The following is a 25194-nucleotide window of genomic DNA, read 5'->3' on the forward strand; positions in this document are numbered from 1 at the left end:
AACCCCGACGACGAGCAGGAGAGAGATTATGCAGTGTGACCACATCATCAATGTCAAAAATATCGATACCAACGCGACAGTCCCAGGCCGGAAAGAGATTGCGGCCCTGGTCAAACATGACCGCGTCCACACCTCGCTCTACACCTCAGACGAGCTGTTCCAGCTGGAGCTGGACCGTATTTTCACCAGGACCTGGGTCTGGGTGGCGCACGTCAGCGAGATCCCCGAGACCGGCAGCTTCAAAACCACTGAGATCGGCACCCAGCCGGTGATCGTGGTCCGCGACCGCAAAGGCACCATTCACACCCTGCTGAACCGCTGCCGCCACCGCGCGGCCACCGTCTGCGAACACCGCACCGGCAAAACCAACAGCTTCGTCTGCCCGTATCACGGCTGGGGCTACGCCCTCGACGGCAGCCTGCGCGGCGTGCCACACCCGGAAAGCTATGCCGATCAGCTGGAGAAAAACGAGCTCGGGCTGGTCTCCCTGCGGACCGAGCAGTACGCCGGCATGGTCTTCGCCACCTTTAACGAGCAGATCGAACCCCTGGAGGATTTCCTCGGCGCGGCGAAGAAGTGGATGGATCTGTTTATGAAGCAGGGTGCGGGCTACCCGATCAAGACCGGGCCTGCACACCGCTTCCGCTTCCCGGGCAACTGGAAGATCCAGCTGGAGAACACCACCGACGGCTACCACTTCCCGGTGGTGCACCGCTCCTTCCTCAGTTCGGTCGATAAGCAGACCGAAGAGATGCTGAACTTCGTCGACGGCAGCGGCTATGTCGAAGATCTCGGCAACGGCCACAGCGTGATGGTGATGATCCCCGAGCTGGTGGATCTCGAAGCCAACCTTGATGCGCCGATCCCGGAACGCTTTGTCGAGCTGGCGGACGAACTGCGCAAAGAGCACGACGAAGAGCAGGTGCGCCGCATCGTGCGGGCGGTGGGCGGCTCCGGCTTCAACCTCAACCTGTTCCCCAACATCGCCTGTTCGATGGCCTTCTTCCGCGTCCTGCAGCCGATCTCGGTGATGGAAACCGAGATCCACCACGCGGTGATCACCATGGACGGCGGACCGGAGATTGCTAATCAGGCACGTCTGCGTCTGCACGAACATTTCCAGGGCCCGATGGGCTTTGGCACCCCGGATGACTCCGAAGCCTGGGAGCGCGTTCAGCGCGGGGCCACCGCGGGGGATGACCTGTGGATCATGCTCAACCGCGGCCTGGCCGGGGAGTACCGCACCGATGACGGCCTGCGCAGCGACGTCAGCGCCGAAACCGGGATGCGTGCGGCCTACCAGCAGTGGAAAAAGTTAATGACGGAGAGCGAAAAATGATGACGCCAGATTCTGTCCTGTTTGCGGCGATGTCCGTAATCAACCTCGAAGGCGATCTGCTGGACCAGGGCGAGTTCAACGCCTGGCTGGATCTGTGGCAGCACGACGGCCTGTACGTGGTGCCCATCGACCCGAACGAGAAGGATTTTAAAAACACCCTCAACTACGCCTGCGACGATCACCACATGCGCGAGCGCCGGGTAAAGCGTCTCTACAGCGGGGAGTCGATCTCCACCACCCCGCGGGCCAGAACGCTGCGCACCCTGTCGCGCTTCCGCCTGCTGGCATCCAGCGAGGATCTGATCGTGGTGCGCGGGGCGCAATCCCTGTGGGAGCACCGCAAGGGCCACAGTCGCCACTACGCGGCGGACATTACCTGGCACCTTAAGCCGCAGGAAGGCAGGTTGCTGATTACCCAGAAGGTGATCCGCCTGGTCAACAGCGACGATGTGCTGCACAGCATCGGCTACATCCTCTGAGGAGCCATCCATGACGCAAACCGTATTAGTGACCGGCGCCGCCGCCGGTCTGGGCAACGCGATTGCCGCTCATCTGCTGAAGCAGGGTTACCAGGTGGTGCTGACCGATGTCGATCTGGATCGCGCCCGGGAGGCCGCGGATCGTCTCGATGACGGTCAGGGCCGGGTGCTGGCGCTGGGGCTGGATATCTGCCAGCCGCAGGATTTCGCGAAGGCGCTCGACGCCACTCTTGAGCGCTTCGGCAGCCTGCAGGTGCTGGTGAACAACGCCGCGCTGACCCTCGCCACGCCGGTGATGGAGATTGCCGTCGAGGAGTTCGACCGGGTGATCGCCACCAATCTGCGCGGCACCTTTGTCGGCTGCCAGACCTTTGGGCGCTACTTCGCCACCCGCGGCTACGGTCGCATCATCAACCTGGCCTCATTAGCCGGGCAGAACGGCGGCACCGCCTCCGGGGCGCACTACGCGGCCTCGAAGGGCGGCATTTTAACCCTGACCAAAATCTTTGCCCGCGAGCTGAGCAAATCCGGCGTGACGGTGAACGCCATCGCCCCGGGTCCGCTGGATCTGCCGATGGTTCACGCCCTGGTACCGGAAGAGAAGATGCCCGGCCTGCTGCAGATGATCCCGGTGGGGCAGTTAGGGGAAGCTGAGTTTGTCGCCCAGGCCGTGGCCCTGCTGGCATCCGAGCAAGCGTCGTTTGTCACCGGGGCGACCTGGGACATCAACGGCGGCCTGTTTATGCGTTAAGGAGTCAACATGCTGACATTACAGGTGATCGGGCGGGAGTTGCGGGGCGAGGTGGTCCTGCTGACCCTGGCGCATGCTGACGGGATCGACCTCCCGGCCTTCAGCGCCGGGGCGCATATCGATCTGCATCTGGCAGAGGACCTGGTGCGACCGTACTCCCTGTGCGGCGACCCTAAAGATCGCCAGCACTACCAGCTTGGCATTCTGAAAGACCAAAAGTCGCAGGGGGGCTCCCTGGCCGCCCATGCCCTCAACGTTGGGGATCGGATCCAGGTCAGCGACCCGCGCAACCTGTTTGCACTGGATGCGTCAGCCGGTCACAGCCTGCTGATTGGCGGCGGGATTGGCATCACCCCGATGCTGGCGATGGCCGCTGAGCTGCATGCCGCCGGGCGATCTTTCAGCCTGCACTACTGCGCCCGCTCGCGCGACGGGGCGGCCTTTATTTCCCAGCTGGAGCAGGCGCCATACGCCGACCGCGTTCAGCTGCACTTCAGCGACAGCCAGCGCCTGAACCTGGCGGCGGTGCTGACCGACGTTCCGGCTAACACCCACGTCTACACCTGCGGTCCGGTTCGCCTGATGGACGCCGTTACTGAACAGGCCGCGGCCCTGGGTTACCGCCCGGAGCAGGTGCATCTGGAGTGTTTCAGCGCCGAAGTCGAAACCGGCGGCGCGGCCTTTGAAGTGTTTGCCGCCTCCAGCGGCATCACCGTGCAGGTGCTGGAGAACCAGAGCATCGTCGAGGCGCTGGCGCTTGCCGGGCTGAAGGTGTGCGTCTCCTGCAAACAGGGGATCTGCGGCAGTTGCCTGACCGACGTACTGGAAGGCGAGCCGGACCATCGCGACAGCTACCTGACCGACGAAGAGAAAGCCGACGGCGACCAGATTTTGTTGTGTTGTTCCCGGGCGAAAAGCGCCCGTTTAGTCATCGATCTGTGAGGAAACCTTATGACACTGCAAACCGAATTTCGTAATGCCATGGCGCAGCTGGGGAGTGCGGTCTCTGTGATCACCACCGACGGCCCGGCGGGCAAGTTTGGCTTTACCGCCTCTGCCGTGTGCAGCGTCACGGACTCGCCGCCGACGCTGCTGGTCTGCATGAACCGCAACTCCTTCGCCAACGAGCACTTCAAACAGAACGGGGCGCTGTGCGTCAACGTGCTCTCCAGCGACCACCAGCATCTCTCCGGGGTGTTTGCCAACGCCAGCCTGCGCTCCGAGCAGCGTTTTGAGTATGACTCCTGGCAGGTGATGGCCAGCGGTGCGCCGGTGCTCAGCTCATCGGTCGCCAGCTTCGACTGCCTGATCGACACCTGTCATGAAGTGGGTAGCCACACCGTTTTCTACTGCCAGGTGCAGGCGATCCGCATCAGCGAAGCGCCGCGCGGGCTGGTTTACATCAACCGTCGCTACCATGCCGTCGGGCATGACCTGGAAGCGTAACACCCACAATAAAAGGTAACGCGGATGAGCAATGTCGTGACTCAAACCACCGCCGCTCCGGCTGCGGTGACGCAGGATGCCGGACAGCTGCGCAAGCTGGTGATCGCCTCGGTGCTGGGCAATGCCCTGGAATGGTATGACTTCTTCCTCTACGGCACCGCCGCGGCGCTGGTCTTCGGCCCGCTGTTCTTCCCGGTGGGCGGCGACCCGATGCAGGGCACGCTGCTGGCCTTCTCGGGCTTTGCGGTGGGCTTCCTCGCCCGTCCGCTGGGCGGGATCGTCTTCGGCCATATCGGGGATCGCTACAGCCGCAAGATGACCCTGATCATGACCCTGACCCTGATGGGGGCCACCACCTTTATCATCGGCCTGCTGCCGGTCTATTCGCAGATTGGCATCTGGGCACCGATTTCCCTCATTACCCTGCGCTTTTTACAGGGGGTGGCGTCCGGTGGGGAGTGGGGCGGCGGCGTCCTGATGCTGAGCGAGAACGCTCCGGCATCGCGCCGCGGCTACTTTACCGCCTGGAGCCAGATGGGGGTCTCCGGTGGGTTTGTCCTCTCGGCCTTCGCCTTTTACCTGGTGCAGAAGCTGCCGGAAGAGGAGCTGATGAGCTGGGGCTGGCGCGTGCCCTTCCTGCTCAGCATCCTGATCTTCCTGGTCGGGGTCTATATCCGCAAAAACATCCGCGAGAGCAAGGCTTTCACTCAGGCAAAACCGGAGGCGAAGCACGAGAAGATCCCGCTGATGGTGCTGATCCGCGAGCACCCGAAGGCGCTGCTGCAGGCCATCGCCCTGCGTCTGCCGGAGAACGGGGCCTCCTATATCTTCTTCACCTTCTCGGTGGTCTACGCCAGACACATCGGCATCGGCACCGGGGAGATCATCAGCGCCGTGACCCTGGCGATGCTGGTGGAGTTCTTCTCGATCCTGTTCTGGGGCGCGCTCTCGGATCGCATCGGCCTGAAGCCGGTCTACTACATCGGCGTCATCGGCCTGCTGGTGATGGCCTTCCCGTTTTTCTGGCTGCTCTCCACCGGAGATTACGGCTGGATCATGCTGGCGATGCTGCTGGGTCTGCCGTTCTGCCACGGGGCGATGATCGGCACTCAGCCCTGCATCATGAGCGACCTGTTCCCGGTGCGCGTGCGCTACTCCGGCCTGGCGCTGGGGCATGAGGTGGGCTCGATCTTCTCAGGCGGTCTCGGGCCGATGCTGGCGGTGGCACTGCTGATGTACTTCGACGCCTCCTGGCCGGTCTCCCTGCTGCTGATGGCTTATGCATTGCTGGCGTGGATCGCCCTGCGCAGCCTGCCGTCGACAACGAAAAATAACGAGGTAAGCAAATGATTGATAAACGGATTGCCGCTACCGATAGTGCCGTGGCGGACATTTTCGACGGCGCGGTGGTGATGGTGGGCGGCTTTGGCGCGGCCGGACAGCCCGCCGAGCTGCTGGATGCCCTGATCCGCCGTCAGCCGCGGGATCTGACCCTGATCAGCAACAACGCCGGGAACGGTGACTATGGTCTGGCGGCGCTGCTGAAAGCCGGTTGCGTGAAAAAAGTGATCTGCTCTTTCCCGCGCCAGACCGACTCCTGGGTGTTTGACGACCTCTATCGCCGCGGCGAAGTCGAGCTGGAGCTCGTCCCGCAGGGCAACCTCGCGGCCCGTATTCAGGCGGGCGGCTCCGGTCTGGGGGCGATCTTCACCCCTACCGGGTTTGGCACCGAGCTGGCGGCAGGCAAAGAGACCCGCCACATCGACGGTAAAGATTATCTCCTCGAGTATCCGCTAAAAGCCGATTTTGCCCTGATCAAAGCCCTGAAGGCCGACCGCTGGGGCAACCTGGTGTATGACAAAACCGGGCGCAACTTCGGGCCGATCATGGCCGCCGCCGCCAGCTGCACCATTGCCCAGGTGAGCGAAATCGTCGCCCTCGGCGAACTCGATCCGGAAGCGGTGGTCACCCCGGGCATTTTTGTTCAACGCGTGGTGACGGTTGCGCCCGTTCGCCTGCCGCAGACGGTATAAGGAGATCCCGTGAATAAACTGACCCATCAACAGCTGGCCGAACGCATCGCCCGTGATATCCCCGAAGGGGCCTATGTCAACCTCGGTATCGGCCTGCCGACCCGGATCGCCAACTACCTTCCGGCGGATCGCGAGATCTTCCTCCACAGCGAAAACGGCATTCTCGGTATGGGGCCTGCGCCTGCGCCCGGCTGTGAAGATCCGGAACTGATTAACGCCGGCAAGCAGCCGGTGACGCTGCTTGCCGGCGGCTGCTATTTCCACCACGGCGACTCGTTCACCATGATGCGCGGCGGCCACCTCGATATCTGCGTGCTGGGAGCCTATCAGGTCTCCGAGCGCGGCGATCTCGCGAACTGGAGCACCGGCGAACCCTCTTCCATTCCGGCGGTGGGCGGGGCGATGGACCTGGCGATTGGCGCGAAGCGCGTCTATGTGATGACCGAACATCTGACCCGTCAGGGCGAGTGCAAGATCGTCAAAACCTGTACCTACCCGCTGACCGGGATGGCCTGCATCGACCGGATCTACACCGACATGGCGGTGATGGATATCACCCAGCAGGGCATCGTGGTGCGCGAGCTGTTTGGCGACGTGACCCCAGAGTATCTCCAGTCCGTCACCCCGGTGGCGCTGACCTTTGCCCTCAACGCCGAAACCGAGGAGGCGTAATGGATCTGGGATATCGCCTCGATGGCCCGGAAGAGGCCCCGGTGCTGGTGCTCTCTAATTCGCTGGGCACTACCTGGCAGATGTGGCAGCCGCAGATGGCTGACTTTACTCAACACTTCCGCGTGCTGCGCTACAACACCCGCGGCCACGGTCGCTCTCCGGTTTCGGAAGGGGGTATCACCCTCGATTCGCTGGGGCAGGACGTGATCGCCTTGCTGGATCATCTGGATATTGAGCGCGCCTTCTTCTGCGGCATCTCCCTCGGCGGGATGACCGGGATGTGGCTCAACCGTCATGCCCCGTCGCGCTTTCCGCGCTTCGTGGTGGCCAACACCGCGGCGAAGATCGGCGAGTCCAGAGGCTGGTTACAGCGCGCCGCCACCGTCCGTCAGCAGGGAATGGCCCCGGTGGCCAGCACCGCGGCGGAACGCTGGTTTACCCCGGCCTTCCGCAAGCAGAACCCCGGCATGGTCCAGCTGCTGATCGACGATCTCGCCGACACCCCGACCGAAGGCTATGCCGCCTGCTGCGAAGCGCTGGCCGCGGCGGATCTGCGCGATGAGGTCGCCGCCATGCTGCGCCCGATGCGGGTGATTGCCGGTACTGAAGATCCGGTCACCACCCTGCAGGATGCGGAATGGCTCGCGGCCCAGGCGAAGCAGACCGAGTGCGTCGCCTTACCCGCCTCGCACCTGTCGAACGTCGCCTGCCCATCCGGGTTTAACCAGCACGTGATCACCTTTTTAACCGCAGGAGTTGCGACATGAGTATCACCATTGAATCCCTGGCCTGCTGGCTGGTGGATATCCCGACCATTCGCCCGCACAAGCTGTCGATGGCAACCATGGGTTGCCAGACGCTGACCATCGTCCGCATGGAATGCGCTAACGGCATCACCGGCTGGGGCGAAGCCACCACCATCGGCGGCCTGAGCTACGGCGCTGAAAGCCCGGAGGGGATTAAATCCGCCATTGAGACCTATCTGGCCCCGCTGCTGTGCGGCCAGTCATTCCACGGCGTGGCCGACCTGGCAGAGAAGATGAACGCCAGCGTGAAGGGCAATACCTTCGCTAAATCCGCCCTCGAAACCGCGTTTCTCGATGCTCAGGGCAAAGCGCTGGGGCTGCCGGTCAGCTCGCTGCTGGGCGGGGCGCTTACCACGCGCCTGCCGGTGCTGTGGACCCTGGCGAGCGGCGACACGCAAAAAGACATCGAAGAGGGCAAACGCCTGCTGGCGGAAGGGCGACATAACACCTTCAAACTGAAAATCGGTGCCCGGGGGCTGGATGTGGACGTTCGTCACGCCCTGGCGATCAAAGCCGCGCTTGGGGATGAGGTCAGCATCCGCGTGGACGTCAACCAGGCCTGGGATCTGACCACCGCCATCAAAGGGATAACCCGGCTGCAGGAGGGCGGGATCGACCTGGTGGAACAGCCGATCCCGCTGTGGGATCGGCAAGGGCTCATCACCCTCAGCCAGCGTTTTGCGGTGCCGATTCTGGCCGACGAAGCGGTGGCCACCAGCCATGACGGCTACTCCCTGGCAAGCGGCGGCTTTACCGGCGCGTACGCCCTGAAGATCGCCAAAGCGGGCGGCCCGGCGCAGGCCCTGAAGCTGGCGCACGTGGCACAGGCGGCGGGCGTGGCGCTGTATGGCGGCACCATGCTTGAAGGGACGCTCGGCACCGTGGCCTCGCTGCACGCCTGGTCGACGGTAAAGATGCAGTGGGGCACTGAGATGTTCGGCCCGCTGCTGCTGAAGGATGACATCGTGGTCCGTCCGCTGGACTTCATCCAGGGCGAGGTGACGTTACCGCCGGGGCCAGGACTGGGCGTCGACATCGACGAAGACAAGCTGCGTCATTACGCACGTTAATAAAAGGAAAACGCGATGCTTTTTAAAGTGGAAATGACGGTCAACATCCCGCCCTCGCTGCCGTCGGCAGAGGTTGAGGCGATCAAAGCGAAAGAGAAAGCTTACTCCCAGCGCTTACAGCGCGAAGGCAAGTGGCCGCACATCTGGCGCGTGGTCGGACAGTACGCCAACGTCAGCATTTTTGACGTGGCGGATAACCAGGAGCTGCACGACATCCTGACCGCGCTGCCGCTCTACCCGTGGATGGAAATCAGCGTGCAGCCCCTGTGCATGCATCCCTCCTCGATTCATCACGAACAGAAATAACAACAACAATCCGTACCCTACAATGAGGAAGAAGCAATGACCGTGAATCCTGTACATCAAACTGAGCTGGACACTTTACTGGCGATCAGCAGCGGCTTAAACGCCACTGGCGGCAACGATCGACTGAAAAACATCATGCACCAGCTGCTGAGCGATCTATGCAAGACCATCAAGCAGTTCGACGTGACCGACGAAGAGTTCTGGGTGGCGGTGAACTACCTCAACGAACTGGGCGGCCGCCAGGAAGCGGCGCTGCTGGCAGCCGGGCTGGGGCTGGAGCACTATCTGGATATGCGTGCCGATGAGAAAGAAGCCGCATCCGGCAACGACGTCGGCACCCCGCGCACCATCGAAGGGCCGCTGTACGTGGCCAACGCGCCGCTGAGCGAGGGCTTTGCCCGCATGGACGACGGAAAAGAGCAGGCTGAAACCCTATGGCTCCAGGGCCAGGTAACCGATCTGCAAGGTAAGCCGGTGGCCGGCGCGATTGTCGATATCTGGCACGCTAACACCCTCGGCGGCTATTCCTTCTTCGACCAGTCCCAGAGCGAATACAACCTGCGCCGCCGCATCCGTACCGGTGACGATGGTCGCTATGCTGTGCGCAGCATCGTGCCGTGCGGCTACGGCTGCCCGCCGGATGGCCCGACTCAGAAGCTGCTGACCGCGTTGGGGCGTCATGGTAATCGCCCGGCCCACGTGCACTTTTTTGTGTCGGCACCGGGGTATAAGCACCTGACCACCCAGATCAACCTGAACGGGGATGAGTATCTGTGGGATGACTTTGCGTTTGCGACAAGGGCGGAGCTGATTGCGAACCCGGTGAAGGTTACGGATGCGGCTGTGGCAAGGGAACGAGATATTGATGGGGAGCATACGGAGGTGAACTTTAGCTTTACGCTGGTGGAAGCGAATGAAGGGGGGGAAGAGGAGAGAGGGAAGCGGGCTCGGGTGATGGAGTGATTGCTGAGTATTGAAAGGACCGGGGCCGGTTTTTGGCCCCGTTTTTTAATTTTATAGGGGGATCACATTTATGGTTGGGTATGGAGATGATTCACTTGAATGACTGCTAAGTGTCAGGAGCGGACTTTGCTCATGAAGCAGTTAACCTACGGGTATTGGTTATTAATGCAGTTGATATTGTATTGTAATGAGTGATCAACCTCAGGTTGAGGGGGGACTCATTTATAGCCGAGTGTCCACTTTTGGTGGGTAACATCAGTTCAGCTATCCGCCGGACATCCGCAAAGCCATATACACCACAAACGCTATCGAATCGCTGAACAGTGTGATCCGAGCAGCGATTAAAAAATGCAAAGTGTTCCTGACAGATGACTCGGTACGAAAGGTTGTTTATCTGGCGATCAAGGATGCGTCGAAAAAGTGGAGTATGCCGCTCCAGAACTGGCGGCTGGCAATGAGTCGTTTTATTATCGAGTTCGGTGACCGCCTGAGCGATCACCTTTAACGAGTGGGCAGTTACACAGATTGAGAACGCACAGCAGGAGCCAAGCTGACAGTCAGGCTGAGCTTGAGATTACGCCAGGGACTAAGTTAATCAGTTCTGTCATCCCAACGCTAAATTAGCGTCAAGAAACGCTTTAGATTGCCGAAATATACATTTAGCGTTATTCCTGAAAATAAACAAAATGGATTTATCCGTATGAAGAAACTCTTAATTCTTTTTCCGTTGGTGTTTACTGCACCGGTACAGGCTTCTGAAGCCACTGTAGGTCAGGTTTGCAAGGCGGCTTCTGCTGCGATGTTTGGCCGTGACCATAAGATCATGCAGCTGGATAAAGTCGAATCAGGTATTGCCTATGTACATTATATCCGACAGAACGATGGCACCCGTTGGGCAATCAAGTGCAAACTTATAGGTGATCAAGTTATGTGGGCATCTGACAATCCTGACAGCACCGGTCGCTGGCGGGATGATCCTGCAGACAGTACTGTCAAATATGCTATTGAGGGTAAAAAAATAATTATTACCGAGCTCTACGGTGACGGTTCCAGTACCACGAACTCTTATCCCTTGAAGCAGCTAAAATGACTATGACCTGCTCTCCGTTGATTACGACACCTCAATGTTAGTCATGTAGTTGTGGGAGTTGCGAACTTCCGCTTCTCGCTTTTAGCAGACATCCATTGGTTCTTAACTTGTAAGTACGGGGCATGGCGTTGATTGAACCGTATAATAACTAAAAACCCGGTCTTTTTTGACCGGGTTATCTCTTATGTAAAAGCGTTCATCAACTGTCAGCAGCGCTTAGTGCGCCGTAATATACGGCTCTTTTACAAACTCCGCCAACAGCCACACCATATCATGCAGCAAACCCGTCAATTCCTTCGCCACGCCCGGCGGCAGCGTGCCTGCCAGCAGCGCCTGTGTTAACGCCTGCGCATAGTCCACCTGTAACGCCGTTTCCTGCCAGCACTCCGGTACGCAGGAGGTGACCTTTTCGCCGACGATTAGCTGTGCAATCAGATACGGCGGCAGATCGGCATCGCAGAGTTCTCGCAGCTGGCGGAGGCCATGCAGCAATCGCTCACAAAGCGCAGTGAATGCAGCTGCATCATCAGTTTCAACCAGCACGCTAACCAGCGCGGCACAGTGTTCGGCGGACTCGAAGAGATCCGCATCAGCCGGAAGGGGCAGGGCAATCAGTTGTTGAATAATGCTTTCGTCAGATGGGGTGTAAGACAGATTAAAGAGAGTTGTCATGTCGTGTTCCTTTTTAAAAAATCTCCTCACCATCCATGAGTTCCTACGCTCATGAGTGGTAGCGCTGACGGAGGTAGGAATGCCGTACACGACTAAAACGGCCAGCCTTGCGGCTGCTCCGCCAGCGCCACCGTGATTTTAACGGGATAAGCGCTGTCGCGACAAAAAATATTGTCGTGTCATGTAATTACGGGTTCCTACGCCCGATTGCGGATGTGCCGCAACGCCGTCACTCTACGACGCCGATCTCCTGAAAAAAAGAGGTAATCCCGAATTACATAAGGTTGCTTGAGGCTTTGCGAGGCGCTTTCCAGAAACGGCAATGCCGGGGGCGCTTCGCTTGCCCGGCCTACAAAGTTGGCGATCCAGTGATACAGTGAATACAGGCAACCACGCACCAGGAGAAAAGCAGATGAACGAACACCCGCTTCGCCAGATCATTAAGGCCTGTGACAGGGCGATCTCAGCCAAAGATTTCGATTCGCTGATGGAGTACTACGCTGAAGACGCCGTGCTGGTGGTGAAGCCCGGGACGATCGTCAGAGGCAAAAACAATATCCGCAGCGCGTTTATTTCTATCTCGGACTATTTTCAGGATCAGCTTATCGTCAAACAGGGCGAAATGGAGATTATCGAAGGCGGCGGCGATGCGCTGGTGATCATGGAAACACAGCTTTTTTACCCCGATGAACTGGGGGGAACCGCTGAGATAACACGTCGCGCAACCTATGTCTTCCGCCTGGAAAACGACCGCTGGCTCTGCACCATCGACAACTCTTACGGCACTTCGCTGTTAGATGGCGAGAATGCCTGAAAGTTGTGATCAGGTGGGGGTGACCAGCCCGATGCTGGCCATGCCTTTATTCCAGATAATCTGATGCAGGGAGGTCTGAATGATGCTGGTGATGGTTTTCGGCGTTAACAGCGCCCAGCAGATACCGTCCCGGTGACGAACCGAGCGGTACGTTACGCCGGTTTCACCCGCCACACGCAGGCTGGCGCCCAGCTGTTGCGGTTCGCTGTAGTCCGTTGGATGGTACCAGGGATGGGTATCCGCCAGGCCGGTGATATCGACAAATGACGAACTGCTCAGCTCGGTTTCCAGACAGCGATATTCGAAGCGCTCGAACTTCAGTTCAGGCACGTTCCGCCAGTAGTGCTGACAGTGGTAAACAACTTCGGCCAGCGCCGTTTCCTGGCTGTCCCCGAGGTAATAGACGCCAAAATCGCCATTCGAAAAGCGGCTGCCGTCGGGGTTGATATGGGTGAAGGCCGCCATCGCATAATGTGCGCCGCGGATCCCCAGCACCCACTCTTCACGCGGCAGCAGATCCAGATTTCCCACCTCCTGCGACAGGCGCGGGTTGGTTAGTTTCTGGATGTCGTAGAGAACGTCAAACTCCTCCGGGGTGGCAACGTCCTCAAACACGTAAATGGCCGGGTACTTGGTATGCAGCAGGCGATAGCCTTTGAAGGGGATTAGCGCTGTTCTGGGGATCTCAGGATGGATCATCCGGCCAGGCCTCCGCGCAGGACATCAACACGCCGGGCGACTTCATGCAGATTGCCGAACTCGCCATCCTCAATCAGGGATAACGGCGTTGCCCCATTGAAGTAAGCATTGTGGTTCGCCATGGTCATAAACCCGTAGACGTTCTCGGGGTTACTGAACACGATGCGCAGCGCCGAGTGCATATTCAGCAGGTAGCTGATCCGGGTTAACTGATCGTGACTTAACGAGGCCGTCTTCGTATCGTTATGGCGGTACTTATAGAGCGCCGCTCTGGAGAGTTGCAGTATGTTCTGCTGCTGCTCTGTTGTGCAGCCCCATTTTTCCAGAATGTTCATCGCAGCTCTGATGGCGATCAGATCGCGATCGCCGCGGGATTCAGAGGCAGGGTTCAGGTGCTTCGTCATAGGATGCCCCTCAGCTCAGATTGATTAATATAGTCTTAGCATGAACTAAATATAACAATCTGTCTACGTGAAGACACCTTTACCTGATTCATGGTCACTCTGCTTTATAACGCCCGGATCTCCTTAGAGCGCAGGGTGATATGCACCGGCACCGATTTATACGACGGCGTGCCGCTCTCTTTATCGAGATAATGTAGCGGAACCAGCACGTTAGCCTCGGGATAGTAAGCGGCCACCGTGCCGGGGGCGATGCTGTAGGCCACCAGGGTAATGTCGTTGAGGCGCTGCTGGCTGTCGGGCAGGGCGGTGGTGATATCCACCCGATCGCCATGCTCCAGCCCAAGCTGCTGCATATCGGCTTCGTTCATAAACAGCACGTCGCGGCGGCCAAACACCCCGCGATAGCGGTCATCGAGGGCGTAGATGGTGGTGTTGTACTGGTCGTGACTGCGCAGGGTGACCAGACGCAGCACATTCTCACCTTCACCGGGGAGATTCTCCTCAACGCCGTCAAACAGGGAGAACATCGCTTTGCCGGTGGGCGTCGGCCAGATGCGTTCGGTGGGGGGCAGCGGCATGCGGAATCCGCCAGCAATTCGGATGCGCGCGTTGAAGTTCTCAAAGCCGGGCAGGGTCTGTTCGATCCGGTCGCGGATACGGTCGTAGTCGGCCACCAGCTCCAGCCAGTCGGTGTTGCTGTTCGTCAGGGTGGCGTGGGCGATCCCGGCGACAATGGCTGGCTCCGAGCGCAGCAACGGCGAGGCAGGTTTCAGCTTACCGCTGGAGGCATGCACCATCGACATTGAATCTTCCACGGTAATCGACTGCTGGCCGCTGCGCTGCATGTCCAGCTCGGTGCGCCCGAGGCAGGGCAGGAGCCAGGTCTCTTTACCAACCAGCAGGTGGGTGCGGTTCAGCTTGGTGGCGACATGCACGCTGAGATCCAGTGTTTTCAGCGCCGGGAAGGCTTTGTCGTGATCGGGCATTGCTACGGCAAAATTACCCCCGAGGCACAGCAGCGCTTTGGCCTCGCCGTCGATCATCGCCTGAGCGGCCTGCACCGCGTCGTGGCCGTGGGCGGTGGGTGGCGTAAAGCCAAACACCGTGCCCAGCCGGTCGAGGAAGGCAGCGGTCGGTTTTTCGGTGATCCCCACCGTGCGGTTGCCCTGCACGTTGGAGTGGCCGCGTAACGGGCAGATGCCCGCCCCGGGCTTGCCGATATTGCCGCGCAGCAATAGCAGGTCGGCAATCAGGCGCACGTTGGCGGTGCCCTTGTTATGCTGGGTGATCCCCATGCCGTAGGTGATGATGGTGGCGCGGGACCTGGCGTAGATCTGCGCCACGTTCTCCAGATCGACGCGGCTGAGGCCGGACTCCCGTTCAATGGCCTCCCACGATGTCGCGGCGATGTCGGCGGCAAATTCTGCGAACCCTTGAGTCTGGGTAGCGATAAAGTCGTGATCCAGCGCGCCCAGCACCAGCAGATGTTTGGCAATCCCTTTTAACGCGGCGGCATCGCCCCCGGCTTTCACCTGATAGTAGGTCGAGGCGATATCGGTGGCGCTGTACGTCGCCATCTCCCTGACGCTTTGCGGATCGGCAAAGCGCTCCAGCGCCGTTTCGCGCAAAGGGTTAAAGACAATAATCGGCACCCCCCGGCGGGCAAGCTCGTGCAGGGTGCCCATCATCCGCGGGTGGTTGGTGCCCGGGTTGTGGCCGATGGAGATCACCAGCTCGGTCTGGTCAAAATCCTCCAGCGAGACGGTGCCTTTACCAATGCCGATGGAGCGGGGCAGGCCAACGCTGGTGGCCTGATGGCACATGTTGGAGCAGTCCGGGAAATTATTGGTGCCCAGTTCGCGGGCAAACAGCTGATACAGGAACGCGGCTTCGTTCGAGGCGCGCCCGGAGGTGTAAAATTCAACCTGATTGGGTGCCAGGCCGCGCATCACCTCCCCGATACGGGCGAAGGCGTCGTCCCATTCTACCGGGCGAAAGGTATCGCTCTGCGGATCGTATTTCATGGGATGGGTCAGACGGCCATAGCCCTCCAGCTCAAAATCACTTTTCTCCCACAGGGCGCTGACGGTGTGTTCTGCGAAAAACGCCGGCGTGACGCGCTTCGTGGTCGCCTCCCAGGTCACCGCCTTGGCACCATTCTCGCAAAACTGGAAGGTGGATTTGTGTTCTTTGTCTGGCCAGGCGCAGCCCGGGCAGTCAAAGCCGTCGGGCTGGTTGGTGCGCAGCAGAGTCGCAGGGGCGTCAAAGGCATCCATCTGCGTGCGCACGGCAATCGCCGTGGCCTTTAAGGCTCCCCAGCCGCCCGCCGGACCGGCGTAATGGTGAATGCCCGGAACGGCACGTCGTTTATGATTCATCTTGACTCCTACATGTTCTCAGCGTTTTGCTATCCCAACAACGCACCTGATTCTCTCAGTATCAGCCAGATTATCGCGTCTGACGGTTTTTCTCTGCTACAGATAATTTTCAAATTAATTACAAATTATTCACAGTTCAGCTCACAAAAACATCTTCCGGGTAATGTGAAGCGCGGTTATTGGTTGTATATACATGTTCTGTCATGTGACGGGCGGGTCAGCGCAAGCGGGATGTTTGGCTGCCAGTAATCAGGCACTCAGAGAGGAAACTATGTCGTCTTTATCGTCTTCAGAAGAGCAGTCAAACAAAAACGGGACGCGGTTGTCGGAAACGCGATCCATCGATTACATCCCGGATAATGAACGCCACGGCCACCCCTTCAGTCAGTTTACGCTGTGGTTTGGCGGCAACCTGCAGATCACCGCTATTGTGACCGGCGCGCTGGCGGTGGTGCTGGGCGGCGATGTGGTGTGGTCGATCGTGGGCCTGCTGGTGGGGCAGGTGCTCGGGGCGACGGTGATGTCGTTCCATGCCCTGCAGGGGCCGCGTCTGGGTCTGCCACAGATGATCATCAGCCGCGCCCAGTTTGGTGTGCTGGGTGCAGTGATCCCACTAGTGCTGGTCTGCGTGATGTACGTCGGATTCTCCGCCAGCGGCACGGTGCTGGCCGGACAGGCGATGGCGAAACTGCTGTCGGTGTCGAACGTGGCGGGTATGATCCTGTTCAGCGCGATCATTATTGTGATTGCAGTGCTGGGCTATCGCGTGATCCACAAGCTCGGCAAAGTGGCGAGCGTGGTGGGCGTACTGGCGTTTGTGTATCTGTTTATCGCCCTGCTGATGTCCAGCGATCTGGGGGCGATTGCGCAGAACAACCACTTCTCGATGCCGATGTTCCTGCTGGCAGTGTCGCTCTCTTCCTCATGGCAGATCGCCTTTTGCCCCTACGTATCCGACTACTCCCGCTATCTGCCGCGCGACGTCTCCGGGGTGAAAACCTTCTTCTCGGTCTTCAGCGGCACGGTGCTGGGCACCCAGGCGTCGATGACCCTCGGGGTGATCACCGCGGCGATTGCTGGTAGCGCCTTCAAGGGGCATGAGGTGAGCTATATCGTCGGGCTGGGCAAAAGCGAGGCGATGGCGATGGTGATCTACTTTGCGATCTGCTTCGGTAAAATCACCTTTACCACCCTGAACGCCTACGGCAGCTTTATGTCGCTGACCACTATCGTGTCGGGGTTCCGCAACCAGACCACCCTGAGCCAGAGAAGTCGGGTGATCTTTGTGGTGCTGATGGTGGCCATCTCCTGCGTGATTGCGTTGCTCAGTGAGCCCGCATTCCTGAAACACTTCACCCATTTCCTGCTGTTCCTGCTGGCGTTCTTCGTGCCGTGGAGCGCCATTAGTCTGACCGACTACTTTATTATTTCCCATAAAGCCGTCGATATTCCGGCGCTGTTCGATCCGCGTAAACGCTACGGCTACTGGAATTTGTTCGGTATCAGCGTCTATGCCGTTGGCGTGCTGATCCAGCTGCCGTTCATTGAGAACCCGCTCTACCACGGTTCGCTGACCTGGATTTTTGCCGGGAATGATGTGTCGTGGATCATCGGCTGGTTCTGTACGGCGGGGCTGTACTATGCCTTACGACGTTTTGATCGCCGGGTATTGCCGGAGCAGACTATCTACCCGGCATCGGGCAGGTAAGGGGAGAGATGCCGACCCTGAATGCAGGGTCGGCGTCGGTATTATCCGGCGTTAAAGGCAAAACCTTCGTCGGCCCAACCGGTCATGCCACCAATCATAATTTTCACCGGACGACCCAGTTGCGCCAGCTTCAGCGCTGCGCGATCGGCGCCGTTGCAGTGCGGGCCAGCGCAATAGACAACGAACAGGGTCTCGGGTGGCCACTCCGCCATTCTGTGGGCTGTAATATCGCGATGGCGCAGATGCACCGCCCCCGGAATATGACGGCGAGCAAATGCCTCCGGGCTGCCCACCACATGCAGCAGGACAAAATCGATATCGCCCTCTTTGAATGCGGTATGGACGTCGTCGCAATCCGTTTCCACACTCAGCCGTTGTAAAAAATGGTTCGCCGCGTTTTCTGCTGTCGCAGCAGGATAATCAGTCACATAGCTCATCGTTTCCTCCAGGTTTGAGGCTTTACTCTACGGTGACGGCGCGGTTTTGACAGCTGGCAGAAATGCCATATACCATCAGGATCATGACAAAAATACCCTGAGTGCGGTGATGAATAATCCTCTGGTGGTTGCGCTGGCCTATGACGGCTTATGTACGTTTGAATTCGGCATTGCCGTGGAAATTTTCGGCCTTGCCCGCCCTGAAATGGGGGATAACTGGTATCGCTTTGCGGTAGCGGGTGTCGAGCCGGGAGAGCTGCGCGCCACGGGCGGCATCCGGCTGATGGTCGACGGCGGGCTGGAATTGCTGGCGGAGGCCGGGACCATTATCGTTCCCGGCTGGCGGGGCGCCGATGTTCCGGTACCCGCCGCGCTGTGCGAGCAGCTGGTCGCCGCCCATCAGCGTGGGGCGAGAATTTTATCCATTTGCTCCGGTGTCTTTGTGCTGGCCGCCGCAGGGTTACTTGATAAGCGCCAGGCCACCACCCACTGGCGCTACACCGACCTGCTGCAACAGCGTTATCCCGCCATTCAGGTCACACCGGACGTGTTGTATATCGATAGCGGTGATGTCCTGACCTCCGCCGGTAGCGCGGCGGGCATCGACCTCTGTCTGCACCTGGTGCGCCGGGATTATGGCAGCGTGGCGGCCAACCAGGTGGCGCGTCGGCTGGTGGTGTCCCCGCATCGCGATGGCGGCCAGGCGCAGTTTATCCAGCAGGCGGTGCCCGTCGCCTATGAAGGCCATCGGCTTGGCGCGCTGTTTGATTATCTGCTTGAAAACCTTGCTGCTCCGCACAGCGTCGATTCCCTGGCGAAATTTGTCGGCATGAGCCCGCGCACTTTTCTGCGCCGTTTTGCTGCGACTACTGGCAAGACGCCTGCCCAATGGTTATTGCATGCTCGCCTGAGCCGCAGCCAGGATCTGCTGGAAAACAGCCAGCTGTCGATAGAACGGATTGCGGAGCAGGTCGGGTTTGGCAGCGTAGGGACGATGCGCCATCACTTCAGGAATCAGCTGTCGACGACGCCTGCGGCTTATCGGAAGGGGTTTGCTGCGAACCCTTTGTGAGGGAGACATAAAGATAAAACGTCAAAAGCAGACCATCTTCCGTAAATGTTGCGGCCAGAATTCGAGCAAGAGATTTGCTATGCCCTTAGTGGGCCGTATTCTGATTTTTATTAGGGTGAAGAAAAACACCTCCCTTCATGGGGGCAATTAATACATCATAATAAAATTAACGAACTCTAAGGGAATAGAGTCATGACACTTTACCAGCTAAAGCCCGCTTTTCAGGCACTTTTAAACCCGGTGATGATAGGATTATACAAACGCCGGGTTACCCCTAATCACATTACGCTCACTGCAATGGCCCTCTGTTTTATCACAGGCGCAGTGCTTATCCTTTTTCCTCAGCCTGTTCTCTTTGTTCTGCTTCCCGTTACGCTAATTGCGCGCATGGCACTTAATGCACTGGATGGCATGCTGGCACGTAATTACAACCAAACATCGCGTCCTGGAGCGATTCTCAATGAGATTGGCGATGTGCTTTCTGATATCGCACTCTACCTGCCTTTTATCTTGCTCCCATACAGCAATGTATCGCTGGGGATCATTATGCTGTTTTGCGCTGTGATGACGGAATTTTGCGGCGTGCTGGCGCAAACCCTCAACGGCGTGCGCAGCTATGCCGGGCCGCTGGGTAAAAGTGACAGAGCGCTGGCGTTCGGGATCTGGGGACTGGCGTTATTTGTCTGGCCGCAGCTTATGCAATGGAACAACGCCGTGTGGGGTGTTGCCGTCATATTGCTGCTGTGGACGATCGTAAACCGCTGCCGCAGCGCGTTAGGTGAAGAAGGGTAAAACAATGCTGCTGGAAAAATCCCTCGCGGTTATTTTTGCGCTTCTGCTTACAGCGACAGTAGTGAATAGACTACTGATACGGCTTCGCCCCGATAAAGACTGGCAGGAACTGACATTACGTATTCGCACCTGGTGGGCGATCATTTTACTGTTTTCTCTCGCGATGCTTAGCCCGCACTGGTTAACAATAACATTCTTCGCGTGGGTCAGTTTTATGGCGCTAAAAGAGTTTTTAACTCTTGTGCCATCACGGCAATCCGATTGTATACCCATACTCTGGCTATTTATTTCCGTCCCTGTTAACTACTGGCTGGTTGGAAATGGTTGGTACGAAATATTTGTGCTGTTTATTCCGGTTTATGTTTTTTTGCTTTTACCGGTAGGCATGGTTATTACGGGCGAAACACAAGGTTTTTTACGTACGGCATCACAGTTTCACTGGGGGATAATGACGACGGTTTATGCCCTGAGTCATGTCGCCTTTTTAGTGGTACTGCCTGCGGATGATAAACAGACAGGCGCACTGCTGGCGCTCTTTCTGGTGAGCCTGACGGAGCTCAATGACATTGCGCAGTATATATGGGGCAAAGCATTTGGACGTATTAAAGTGACGCCAAAGATCAGTCCCGGAAAGACAGTGGCGGGTTTGTTGGGTGGAGTGGCAACGACCGCGTTGGCAGCAGCAGGGTTGGGTCCGTTACTTACGCCGCTTACATGGTCATTGGCACTGCTGGCGGGCGTGGTTATCAGTATTACTGGATTTTGTGGTGATGTGGTGATGTCCGCCATCAAACGCGACAGGGGAGTTAAAGACAGCGGCACACTCCTCCCCGGGCACGGTGGCATCCTCGACAGGCTGGATTCACTTATCTTCACCGCGCCAATCTTCTTCCATCTTATTCGCTACGCCTGTTATTGACTCATGGCAACACCTCTTCATGTCTGTTGTCCTCGCTCTGCTTTATCTCTTCAAAGGAAATCTTGCTCATGATTAACACAAGGACGCCAGACGAGCGGCAATTTTTAACCAGTGACAATACGGAGCTGTTTTATCGCCATTGGCCTGCAATCTCAGCAGGCGCAACGTCGAAAGTCATTGTTCTCTTTCATCGTGGTCATGAACATTCCGGGCGCTTGCAACATATTATTGATGAGCTGGCGATGCCGGATACCGCTTTTTACGCCTGGGATGCCCGTGGTCATGGACGCTCGCCCGGTCTGCGTGGACATAGTCCGTCACTCGCCCGTTCGGTACAGGATGTCGACGAGTTCGTCCGTTTTACTGCGAACGATAGTCAGGCATCGATGGCGGATGTGGTAGTGGTGGCGCAAAGCGTCGGCGCGGTTATGGTCGCAGCTTGGGCACATGATTATGCCCCAGTTATTCGTGGTCTGGTTCTGGTATCCCCGGCATTTAAGGTGAAGCTGTATGTGCCGCTAGCCCGTTCCGGGCTGGCGTTGTTATATCGTCTCCGGGGTCTCTTTTTCGTTAATTCTTACGTTAAAGGAAAATACCTGACTCATGACCCACAGCGAGTCGCGAGCTTTAGTCAGGACCCGCTGATAACACACCCTATTGCGGTTAACATGCTGCTCGATCTCTATAAAACAGCGGAGAGGATCATCACTGATGCCGTTGCGATTACTTTGCCTGTTCAGATGCTTGTCTCCGGAGAAGATTATGTTGTACACCGTCAGCCGCAGCTCGATTTTTATCAAAAACTGCGGAGCCCATTAAAAGAGCTGCATGTTCTGAACGGTTTTTATCACGATACGCTGGGTGAAAAAGAGAGAGGGCTGGTATTCGACAAAATGCGTAAATTCATCGACACACTCTATAACCTGCCTTTACAACGATTTGATTACAGTAATGAAGATCGCTGGAGCCCGGGGGCGGATAGCTGGCGGATATTAAGCGGAGGTCCGGCACCCTGTTCGCTGGACGATATTGCATATCGCGGCTTGCGCTATGGCATGAAGATGTTGGGAACGCAGTCCACAGGTTTACGGCTGGGATTTGAGACAGGTTTTGATTCGGGCAGTACGCTGGATTATGTCTATCGTAACCAGCCTCAGGGCAGCAGTGCGCTTGGGCATTTAATTGACAAATGTTATCTCAATACCCTGGGCTGGAAAGGTATCCGCCAGCGCAAGCTCCACTTGCAACAGTTAATTCAGCAGGCAGTGACGAAACTCGTGGGGCAGGGCAAAGCAGTGCGGGTAGTTGATGTCGCCGCTGGTCACGGCCGATATGTACTCGACGCGTTGGAGGGCGAGGCATGCGTGAGCGAGATCCTGCTGCGCGATTACAGTGAGTTAAATGTGTCAAAAGGTCTGGAGATGATCGCTCGTCGCGGCATGACCGGATGCGCGCGTTTTGAAAGGGGGAATGCCTTCAACCGCATGGAACTGGCCTCACTGGATCCGCACCCAACGTTGGGTATAGTCTCAGGACTTTATGAACTGTTTCCAGAAAACAGATTAGTGCGTCAGTCGCTTGCCGGTCTGGCAGACGCTATTGAACCCGGTGGCATACTGATTTATACCGGCCAGCCATGGCATCCGCAGCTAAAAACGATCGCATGGTCCCTTACCAGCCATAAAGATGGCGAAGCCTGGGTGATGCGGGTCCGTACTCAGGGAGAAATGGATGCGCTGGTGCGAGAGGCGGGTTTTGAAAAATGTGCTCAGTTAATTGATGAATGGGGCATTTTTACTGTTTCTATGGCTGTACGACGTGATGATAGCGATCGATTACGTACTGCTGATTAGCATCTGACACAGCAAAAAATCCACGCAAGGGCGTGGATTTTTGTCTGTTTAGCAGGGATTAGACGTTAAACAGGAAGTTCATCACATCGCCATCTTTAACGATGTAATCTTTCCCTTCTGCACGCATCTTGCCGGCTTCTTTCGCGCCTTGCTCGCCTTTATAGGCAATAAAGTCTTCAAAGGCGATAGTCTGCGCACGGATAAAGCCTTTCTCGAAATCGGTGTGGATCTTACCCGCAGCCTGTGGAGCGGTCGCGCCGACAGGGATAGTCCAGGCACGCACTTCTTTCACGCCAGCGGTGAAGTAGGTCTGCAGGTTCAGCAGCTCGTAACCGGCGCGGATCACGCGGTTCAGACCTGGCTCTTCCAGACCCAGCTCGGCCATGAACTCGTCGCGGTCAGCATCATCCAGTTCGGCGATATCAGATTCCACCGCGGCACAGACAGCCACTACCACAGAACCTTCGGCCGCAGCGATTTCACGCACTTTGTCGAGGTATGGGTTGTTTTCGAAACCGTCTTCATTGACGTTAGCAATATACATGGTTGGCTTCAGGGTCAGGAAGCTCAGGTATTTGATCGCCGCTTTGTCTTCTTCGGTCAGGTTTTTCAGGGCACGCAGCATGCCGGCGTTTTCCAGCTGTGGCAGACATTTTTCCAGCGCAGCCTGTTCCGCTTTCGCGTCTTTGTCGCCGCCTTTGGCTTTCTTCTGCACGCGGTGCAGGGCGCGCTCGCAGGTGTCGAGGTCAGAGAGGGCCAGCTCGGTGTTGATAACCTCGATATCATCAGCCGGATCCACTTTGTTATTCACGTGGATGATGTTGTCGTTTTCAAAGCAACGTACAACGTGGCCGATGGCTTCGGTTTCACGGATGTTGGTCAGGAACTGGTTGCCCAGGCCTTCGCCTTTGGACGCGCCTTTCACCAGGCCAGCGATGTCCACGAACTCCATGGTGGTTGGCAGAATGCGCTGCGGCTTAACGATCTCCGCGAGCTGGTCCAGACGTGGATCGGGCATTGGCACGACACCGGTGTTTGGCTCGATGGTGCAGAACGGGAAGTTAGCTGCTTCGATGCCCGCTTTAGTCAGCGCGTTAAACAGGGTGGATTTGCCAACGTTAGGCAGACCAACGATACCGCATTTGAATCCCATTTCTGAATCACCTTAATGTCTTGATATTCAACACGTTAACATTAACGAGTCGAAGAAAAGTAAATAACTTTGCCTATTATACACGTAACCCGCAGCATGCGGGTCAAAAAAGGCGTCTCGCGCCGCTTATTGCGCTTTGAAAGCGTGAAGACGGTTGGTGGCCTTGGTTAAGCCATCCTGCAACCAGATTTCGGTGCAACGCGCCGCTTCGTCTACCGCGTCGTCGATCAGCTTCTGTTCCGAGGCCGGGGGCTTACCGAGGACAAAGCCGACAACTTTGTTTTTATCGCCCGGATGACCAATACCGAGGCGCAAACGGTGGAAATTGGGATTATTGCCCAGTTTGCTGATGATGTCTTTTAAACCGTTATGCCCGCCGTGACCGCCGCCGAGTTTGAATTTTGCCACGCCCGGGGGCAGATCCAGTTCGTCGTGCGCCACCAGGATTTCATCCGGATTGATACGGTAAAAGGTCGCCAGCGCGGCCACGGCTTTACCGCTTAAGTTCATAAACGTGGTCGGCACCAGCAAACGCACATCGGCTCCGGCCAGGTTAACGCGTGAGGTATACCCGAAGAATTTCGGCTCTTCGCGCAGGGGAGCGCGCAACCGCTCGGCCAGCAGATCAACATACCAGGCGCCCGCATTGTGGCGGGTGGCCGCATATTCCGCGCCGGGGTTGGCCAGGCCGACAATCAGTTTAATCGTCACGTTTTTTTATTCCTGAAAGTGCTAAGTCTGGCGCGTAGTGTACTGTCTGCCGGGTCGCTTGACAAAATTCTGCGCGCCGTTGCGTAGAAGATGAATAATACCGCCTTTGAACCATTAGAATTTCATGCTACTCAAAGGCTTATTTGTAAAGTTTTGTTGCCCCGATGTGCGTAAATGTGATCCCTGGCGCAATCAGCACAAGGGGTGTTGTCTATACTTTACACACAAGGATTAGGGAGATTATTCCCCTGCAACCCAAAGTTCCGGAGGTGACACATGAAACGCAGAAACGCTTCGTTACTCGGTAACGTGCTGATGGGGTTGGGATTGGTGGTCATGGTTGTTGGCGTCGGTTATTCCATTTTAAACCAGCTGCCGCAACTTGACCTGCCGCAATACTTCGCACATGGTGCGGTGCTGAGCATCTTCCTGGGTGCCGTATTGTGGCTGGCGGGTGCCCGCGTCAGCGGTCACGAGCAGGTCTGCGACAGATACTGGTGGGTGCGCCACTACGATAAGCGCTGCCGTCGCGATCAGCATAAGCACAGCTAATGTGTTAACCAATGAACAGCGAAACGGCTCCCTCTGGAGTCGTTTTTTTTTGCATCTCGTATTGACCCTCACGTA

At 57.6% G+C, this 25194-nt stretch carries 27 protein-coding genes and 1 pseudogene; 21 read left to right on the top strand and 7 right to left on the bottom strand.

Features of this window, described 5'->3' with window-relative positions:
• Positions 1–28 precede the first annotated feature (28 nt).
• The 14 genes and pseudogenes from LG383_RS06140 (at position 29) to LG383_RS06205 (ending at position 10955) form a co-directional block, all read left to right on the top strand.
• A complete protein-coding gene (locus LG383_RS06140) occupies positions 29–1339 on the top strand; it encodes a Rieske 2Fe-2S domain-containing protein (RefSeq protein ID WP_225758567.1) in 1311 nt (436 codons plus the stop codon).
• A complete protein-coding gene (locus LG383_RS06145) occupies positions 1339–1818 on the top strand; it encodes an aromatic-ring-hydroxylating dioxygenase subunit beta (protein ID WP_332027066.1) in 480 nt (159 codons plus the stop codon). Before LG383_RS06140 ends, LG383_RS06145 begins: the two co-directional genes overlap by 1 nt.
• A gap of 10 nt (positions 1819–1828) precedes the next feature.
• The gene (locus LG383_RS06150; RefSeq protein WP_225758569.1) at positions 1829–2569 is read left to right on the top strand and encodes an SDR family NAD(P)-dependent oxidoreductase; all 741 of its coding nucleotides are present in this window, start codon (positions 1829–1831) and stop codon (positions 2567–2569) included.
• Positions 2570–2578: 9 nt separating this feature from the next.
• Positions 2579–3511, top strand: a complete 933-nt coding sequence (locus tag LG383_RS06155) for a PDR/VanB family oxidoreductase (RefSeq protein WP_225758570.1) — start codon at positions 2579–2581, stop codon at positions 3509–3511.
• Positions 3512–3520: 9 nt separating this feature from the next.
• Positions 3521–4015, top strand: coding sequence for a flavin reductase (locus LG383_RS06160; RefSeq protein WP_225758571.1), 495 nt, complete (start codon positions 3521–3523; stop codon positions 4013–4015).
• Between the two features lie 24 nt (positions 4016–4039).
• A complete protein-coding gene (locus tag LG383_RS06165) occupies positions 4040–5365 on the top strand; it encodes an MFS transporter (RefSeq protein WP_225758572.1) in 1326 nt (441 codons plus the stop codon).
• Positions 5362–6048: a 3-oxoacid CoA-transferase subunit A gene (locus LG383_RS06170; protein ID WP_225758573.1), complete on the top strand. Its 687-nt coding sequence runs from the start codon at positions 5362–5364 to the stop codon at positions 6046–6048. The genes LG383_RS06165 and LG383_RS06170 overlap by 4 nt, the downstream gene beginning before the upstream one ends.
• A 9-nt stretch (positions 6049–6057) precedes the next feature.
• Complete coding sequence (locus LG383_RS06175) at positions 6058–6720, top strand: 3-oxoacid CoA-transferase subunit B (RefSeq protein WP_225758574.1); 663 nt, start codon at positions 6058–6060, stop codon at positions 6718–6720.
• The gene (gene pcaD, locus LG383_RS06180; protein ID WP_225758575.1) at positions 6720–7487 is read left to right on the top strand and encodes a 3-oxoadipate enol-lactonase; all 768 of its coding nucleotides are present in this window, start codon (positions 6720–6722) and stop codon (positions 7485–7487) included. The genes LG383_RS06175 and pcaD overlap by 1 nt, the downstream gene beginning before the upstream one ends.
• Entirely contained in the window at positions 7484–8596 is a 1113-nt protein-coding gene (locus tag LG383_RS06185) for a muconate cycloisomerase family protein (RefSeq protein ID WP_225758576.1), read from the top strand. The genes pcaD and LG383_RS06185 overlap by 4 nt, the downstream gene beginning before the upstream one ends.
• A 15-nt stretch (positions 8597–8611) precedes the next feature.
• Positions 8612–8902 (top strand): muconolactone Delta-isomerase, encoded by a 291-nt coding sequence (gene catC, locus LG383_RS06190; RefSeq protein WP_225758577.1) that lies wholly within the window; start codon positions 8612–8614, stop codon positions 8900–8902.
• Between the two features lie 36 nt (positions 8903–8938).
• The gene (gene catA, locus LG383_RS06195) at positions 8939–9865 is read left to right on the top strand and encodes a catechol 1,2-dioxygenase (protein WP_225758578.1); all 927 of its coding nucleotides are present in this window, start codon (positions 8939–8941) and stop codon (positions 9863–9865) included.
• Positions 9866–10124: 259 nt separating this feature from the next.
• Positions 10125–10370, top strand: a pseudogene (locus LG383_RS06200) (transposase); the annotation flags it as partial.
• Positions 10371–10565: 195 nt separating this feature from the next.
• The gene (locus tag LG383_RS06205; RefSeq protein ID WP_225758579.1) at positions 10566–10955 is read left to right on the top strand and encodes a hypothetical protein; all 390 of its coding nucleotides are present in this window, start codon (positions 10566–10568) and stop codon (positions 10953–10955) included.
• A gap of 216 nt (positions 10956–11171) precedes the next feature.
• On the opposite strand, the gene LG383_RS06210 is transcribed toward LG383_RS06205, so the two are convergent.
• On the bottom strand, positions 11172–11627 hold the full coding sequence (locus tag LG383_RS06210) for a hypothetical protein (RefSeq protein WP_225758580.1): 456 nt from the start codon (positions 11625–11627) through the stop codon (positions 11172–11174).
• 412 nt (positions 11628–12039) lie between these two features.
• On the opposite strand from LG383_RS06210, the gene LG383_RS06215 reads away from it, so the two are divergent.
• A complete protein-coding gene (locus tag LG383_RS06215) occupies positions 12040–12441 on the top strand; it encodes a DUF4440 domain-containing protein (RefSeq protein WP_106993231.1) in 402 nt (133 codons plus the stop codon).
• Between the two features lie 9 nt (positions 12442–12450).
• On the opposite strand, the gene LG383_RS06220 is transcribed toward LG383_RS06215, so the two are convergent.
• The 3 genes from LG383_RS06220 to LG383_RS06230 all read right to left on the bottom strand — a co-directional run bounded on the left by LG383_RS06220 (position 12451) and on the right by LG383_RS06230 (position 15922).
• Positions 12451–13140 (bottom strand): RES family NAD+ phosphorylase, encoded by a 690-nt coding sequence (locus LG383_RS06220; protein WP_225758581.1) that lies wholly within the window; start codon positions 13138–13140, stop codon positions 12451–12453.
• Entirely contained in the window at positions 13137–13544 is a 408-nt protein-coding gene (locus LG383_RS06225; RefSeq protein ID WP_106993229.1) for an MbcA/ParS/Xre antitoxin family protein, read from the bottom strand. The genes LG383_RS06220 and LG383_RS06225 overlap by 4 nt, the downstream gene beginning before the upstream one ends.
• A 104-nt stretch (positions 13545–13648) precedes the next feature.
• The gene (locus LG383_RS06230) at positions 13649–15922 is read right to left on the bottom strand and encodes an FdhF/YdeP family oxidoreductase (RefSeq protein ID WP_225758582.1); all 2274 of its coding nucleotides are present in this window, start codon (positions 15920–15922) and stop codon (positions 13649–13651) included.
• 322 nt (positions 15923–16244) lie between these two features.
• Between LG383_RS06230 and LG383_RS06235 the strand changes: the two genes are divergently transcribed.
• Positions 16245–17630 (top strand): cytosine permease, encoded by a 1386-nt coding sequence (locus LG383_RS06235; protein ID WP_225759509.1) that lies wholly within the window; start codon positions 16245–16247, stop codon positions 17628–17630.
• Positions 17631–17671: 41 nt separating this feature from the next.
• On the opposite strand, the gene LG383_RS06240 is transcribed toward LG383_RS06235, so the two are convergent.
• Entirely contained in the window at positions 17672–18067 is a 396-nt protein-coding gene (locus LG383_RS06240; RefSeq protein WP_225758583.1) for a rhodanese-like domain-containing protein, read from the bottom strand.
• 109 nt (positions 18068–18176) lie between these two features.
• Here LG383_RS06240 and ftrA point away from each other — a divergent pair, with 109 nt between their 5' ends.
• The 4 genes from ftrA (at position 18177) to LG383_RS06260 (ending at position 22703) form a co-directional block, all read left to right on the top strand.
• Positions 18177–19139: a transcriptional regulator FtrA gene (ftrA, locus tag LG383_RS06245; RefSeq protein WP_225758584.1), complete on the top strand. Its 963-nt coding sequence runs from the start codon at positions 18177–18179 to the stop codon at positions 19137–19139.
• A gap of 192 nt (positions 19140–19331) precedes the next feature.
• A complete protein-coding gene (locus tag LG383_RS06250) occupies positions 19332–19931 on the top strand; it encodes a CDP-alcohol phosphatidyltransferase family protein (protein ID WP_225758585.1) in 600 nt (199 codons plus the stop codon).
• Positions 19932–19935: 4 nt separating this feature from the next.
• Positions 19936–20850 (top strand): phosphatidate cytidylyltransferase, encoded by a 915-nt coding sequence (locus tag LG383_RS06255; protein ID WP_225758586.1) that lies wholly within the window; start codon positions 19936–19938, stop codon positions 20848–20850.
• 68 nt (positions 20851–20918) lie between these two features.
• Positions 20919–22703, top strand: coding sequence for a bifunctional alpha/beta hydrolase/class I SAM-dependent methyltransferase (locus tag LG383_RS06260; protein ID WP_225758587.1), 1785 nt, complete (start codon positions 20919–20921; stop codon positions 22701–22703).
• A 58-nt stretch (positions 22704–22761) separates the two neighbouring features.
• On the opposite strand, the gene ychF is transcribed toward LG383_RS06260, so the two are convergent.
• Both ychF and pth read right to left on the bottom strand, forming a co-directional pair.
• Complete coding sequence (ychF, locus tag LG383_RS06265) at positions 22762–23856, bottom strand: redox-regulated ATPase YchF (protein ID WP_225758588.1); 1095 nt, start codon at positions 23854–23856, stop codon at positions 22762–22764.
• Positions 23857–23982: 126 nt separating this feature from the next.
• A complete protein-coding gene (gene pth / locus LG383_RS06270) occupies positions 23983–24567 on the bottom strand; it encodes an aminoacyl-tRNA hydrolase (RefSeq protein WP_106993223.1) in 585 nt (194 codons plus the stop codon).
• Positions 24568–24843: 276 nt separating this feature from the next.
• Between pth and ychH the strand changes: the two genes are divergently transcribed.
• Positions 24844–25119, top strand: coding sequence for a stress-induced protein YchH (ychH, locus tag LG383_RS06275; RefSeq protein ID WP_106993222.1), 276 nt, complete (start codon positions 24844–24846; stop codon positions 25117–25119).
• Positions 25120–25194 lie beyond the last annotated feature (75 nt).

Source organism: Leclercia sp. Marseille-Q4284, from assembly GCF_916618945.1.
In the GTDB taxonomy this organism is placed as follows: Bacteria; Pseudomonadota; Gammaproteobacteria; order Enterobacterales; family Enterobacteriaceae; genus Enterobacter; species Enterobacter tamurae.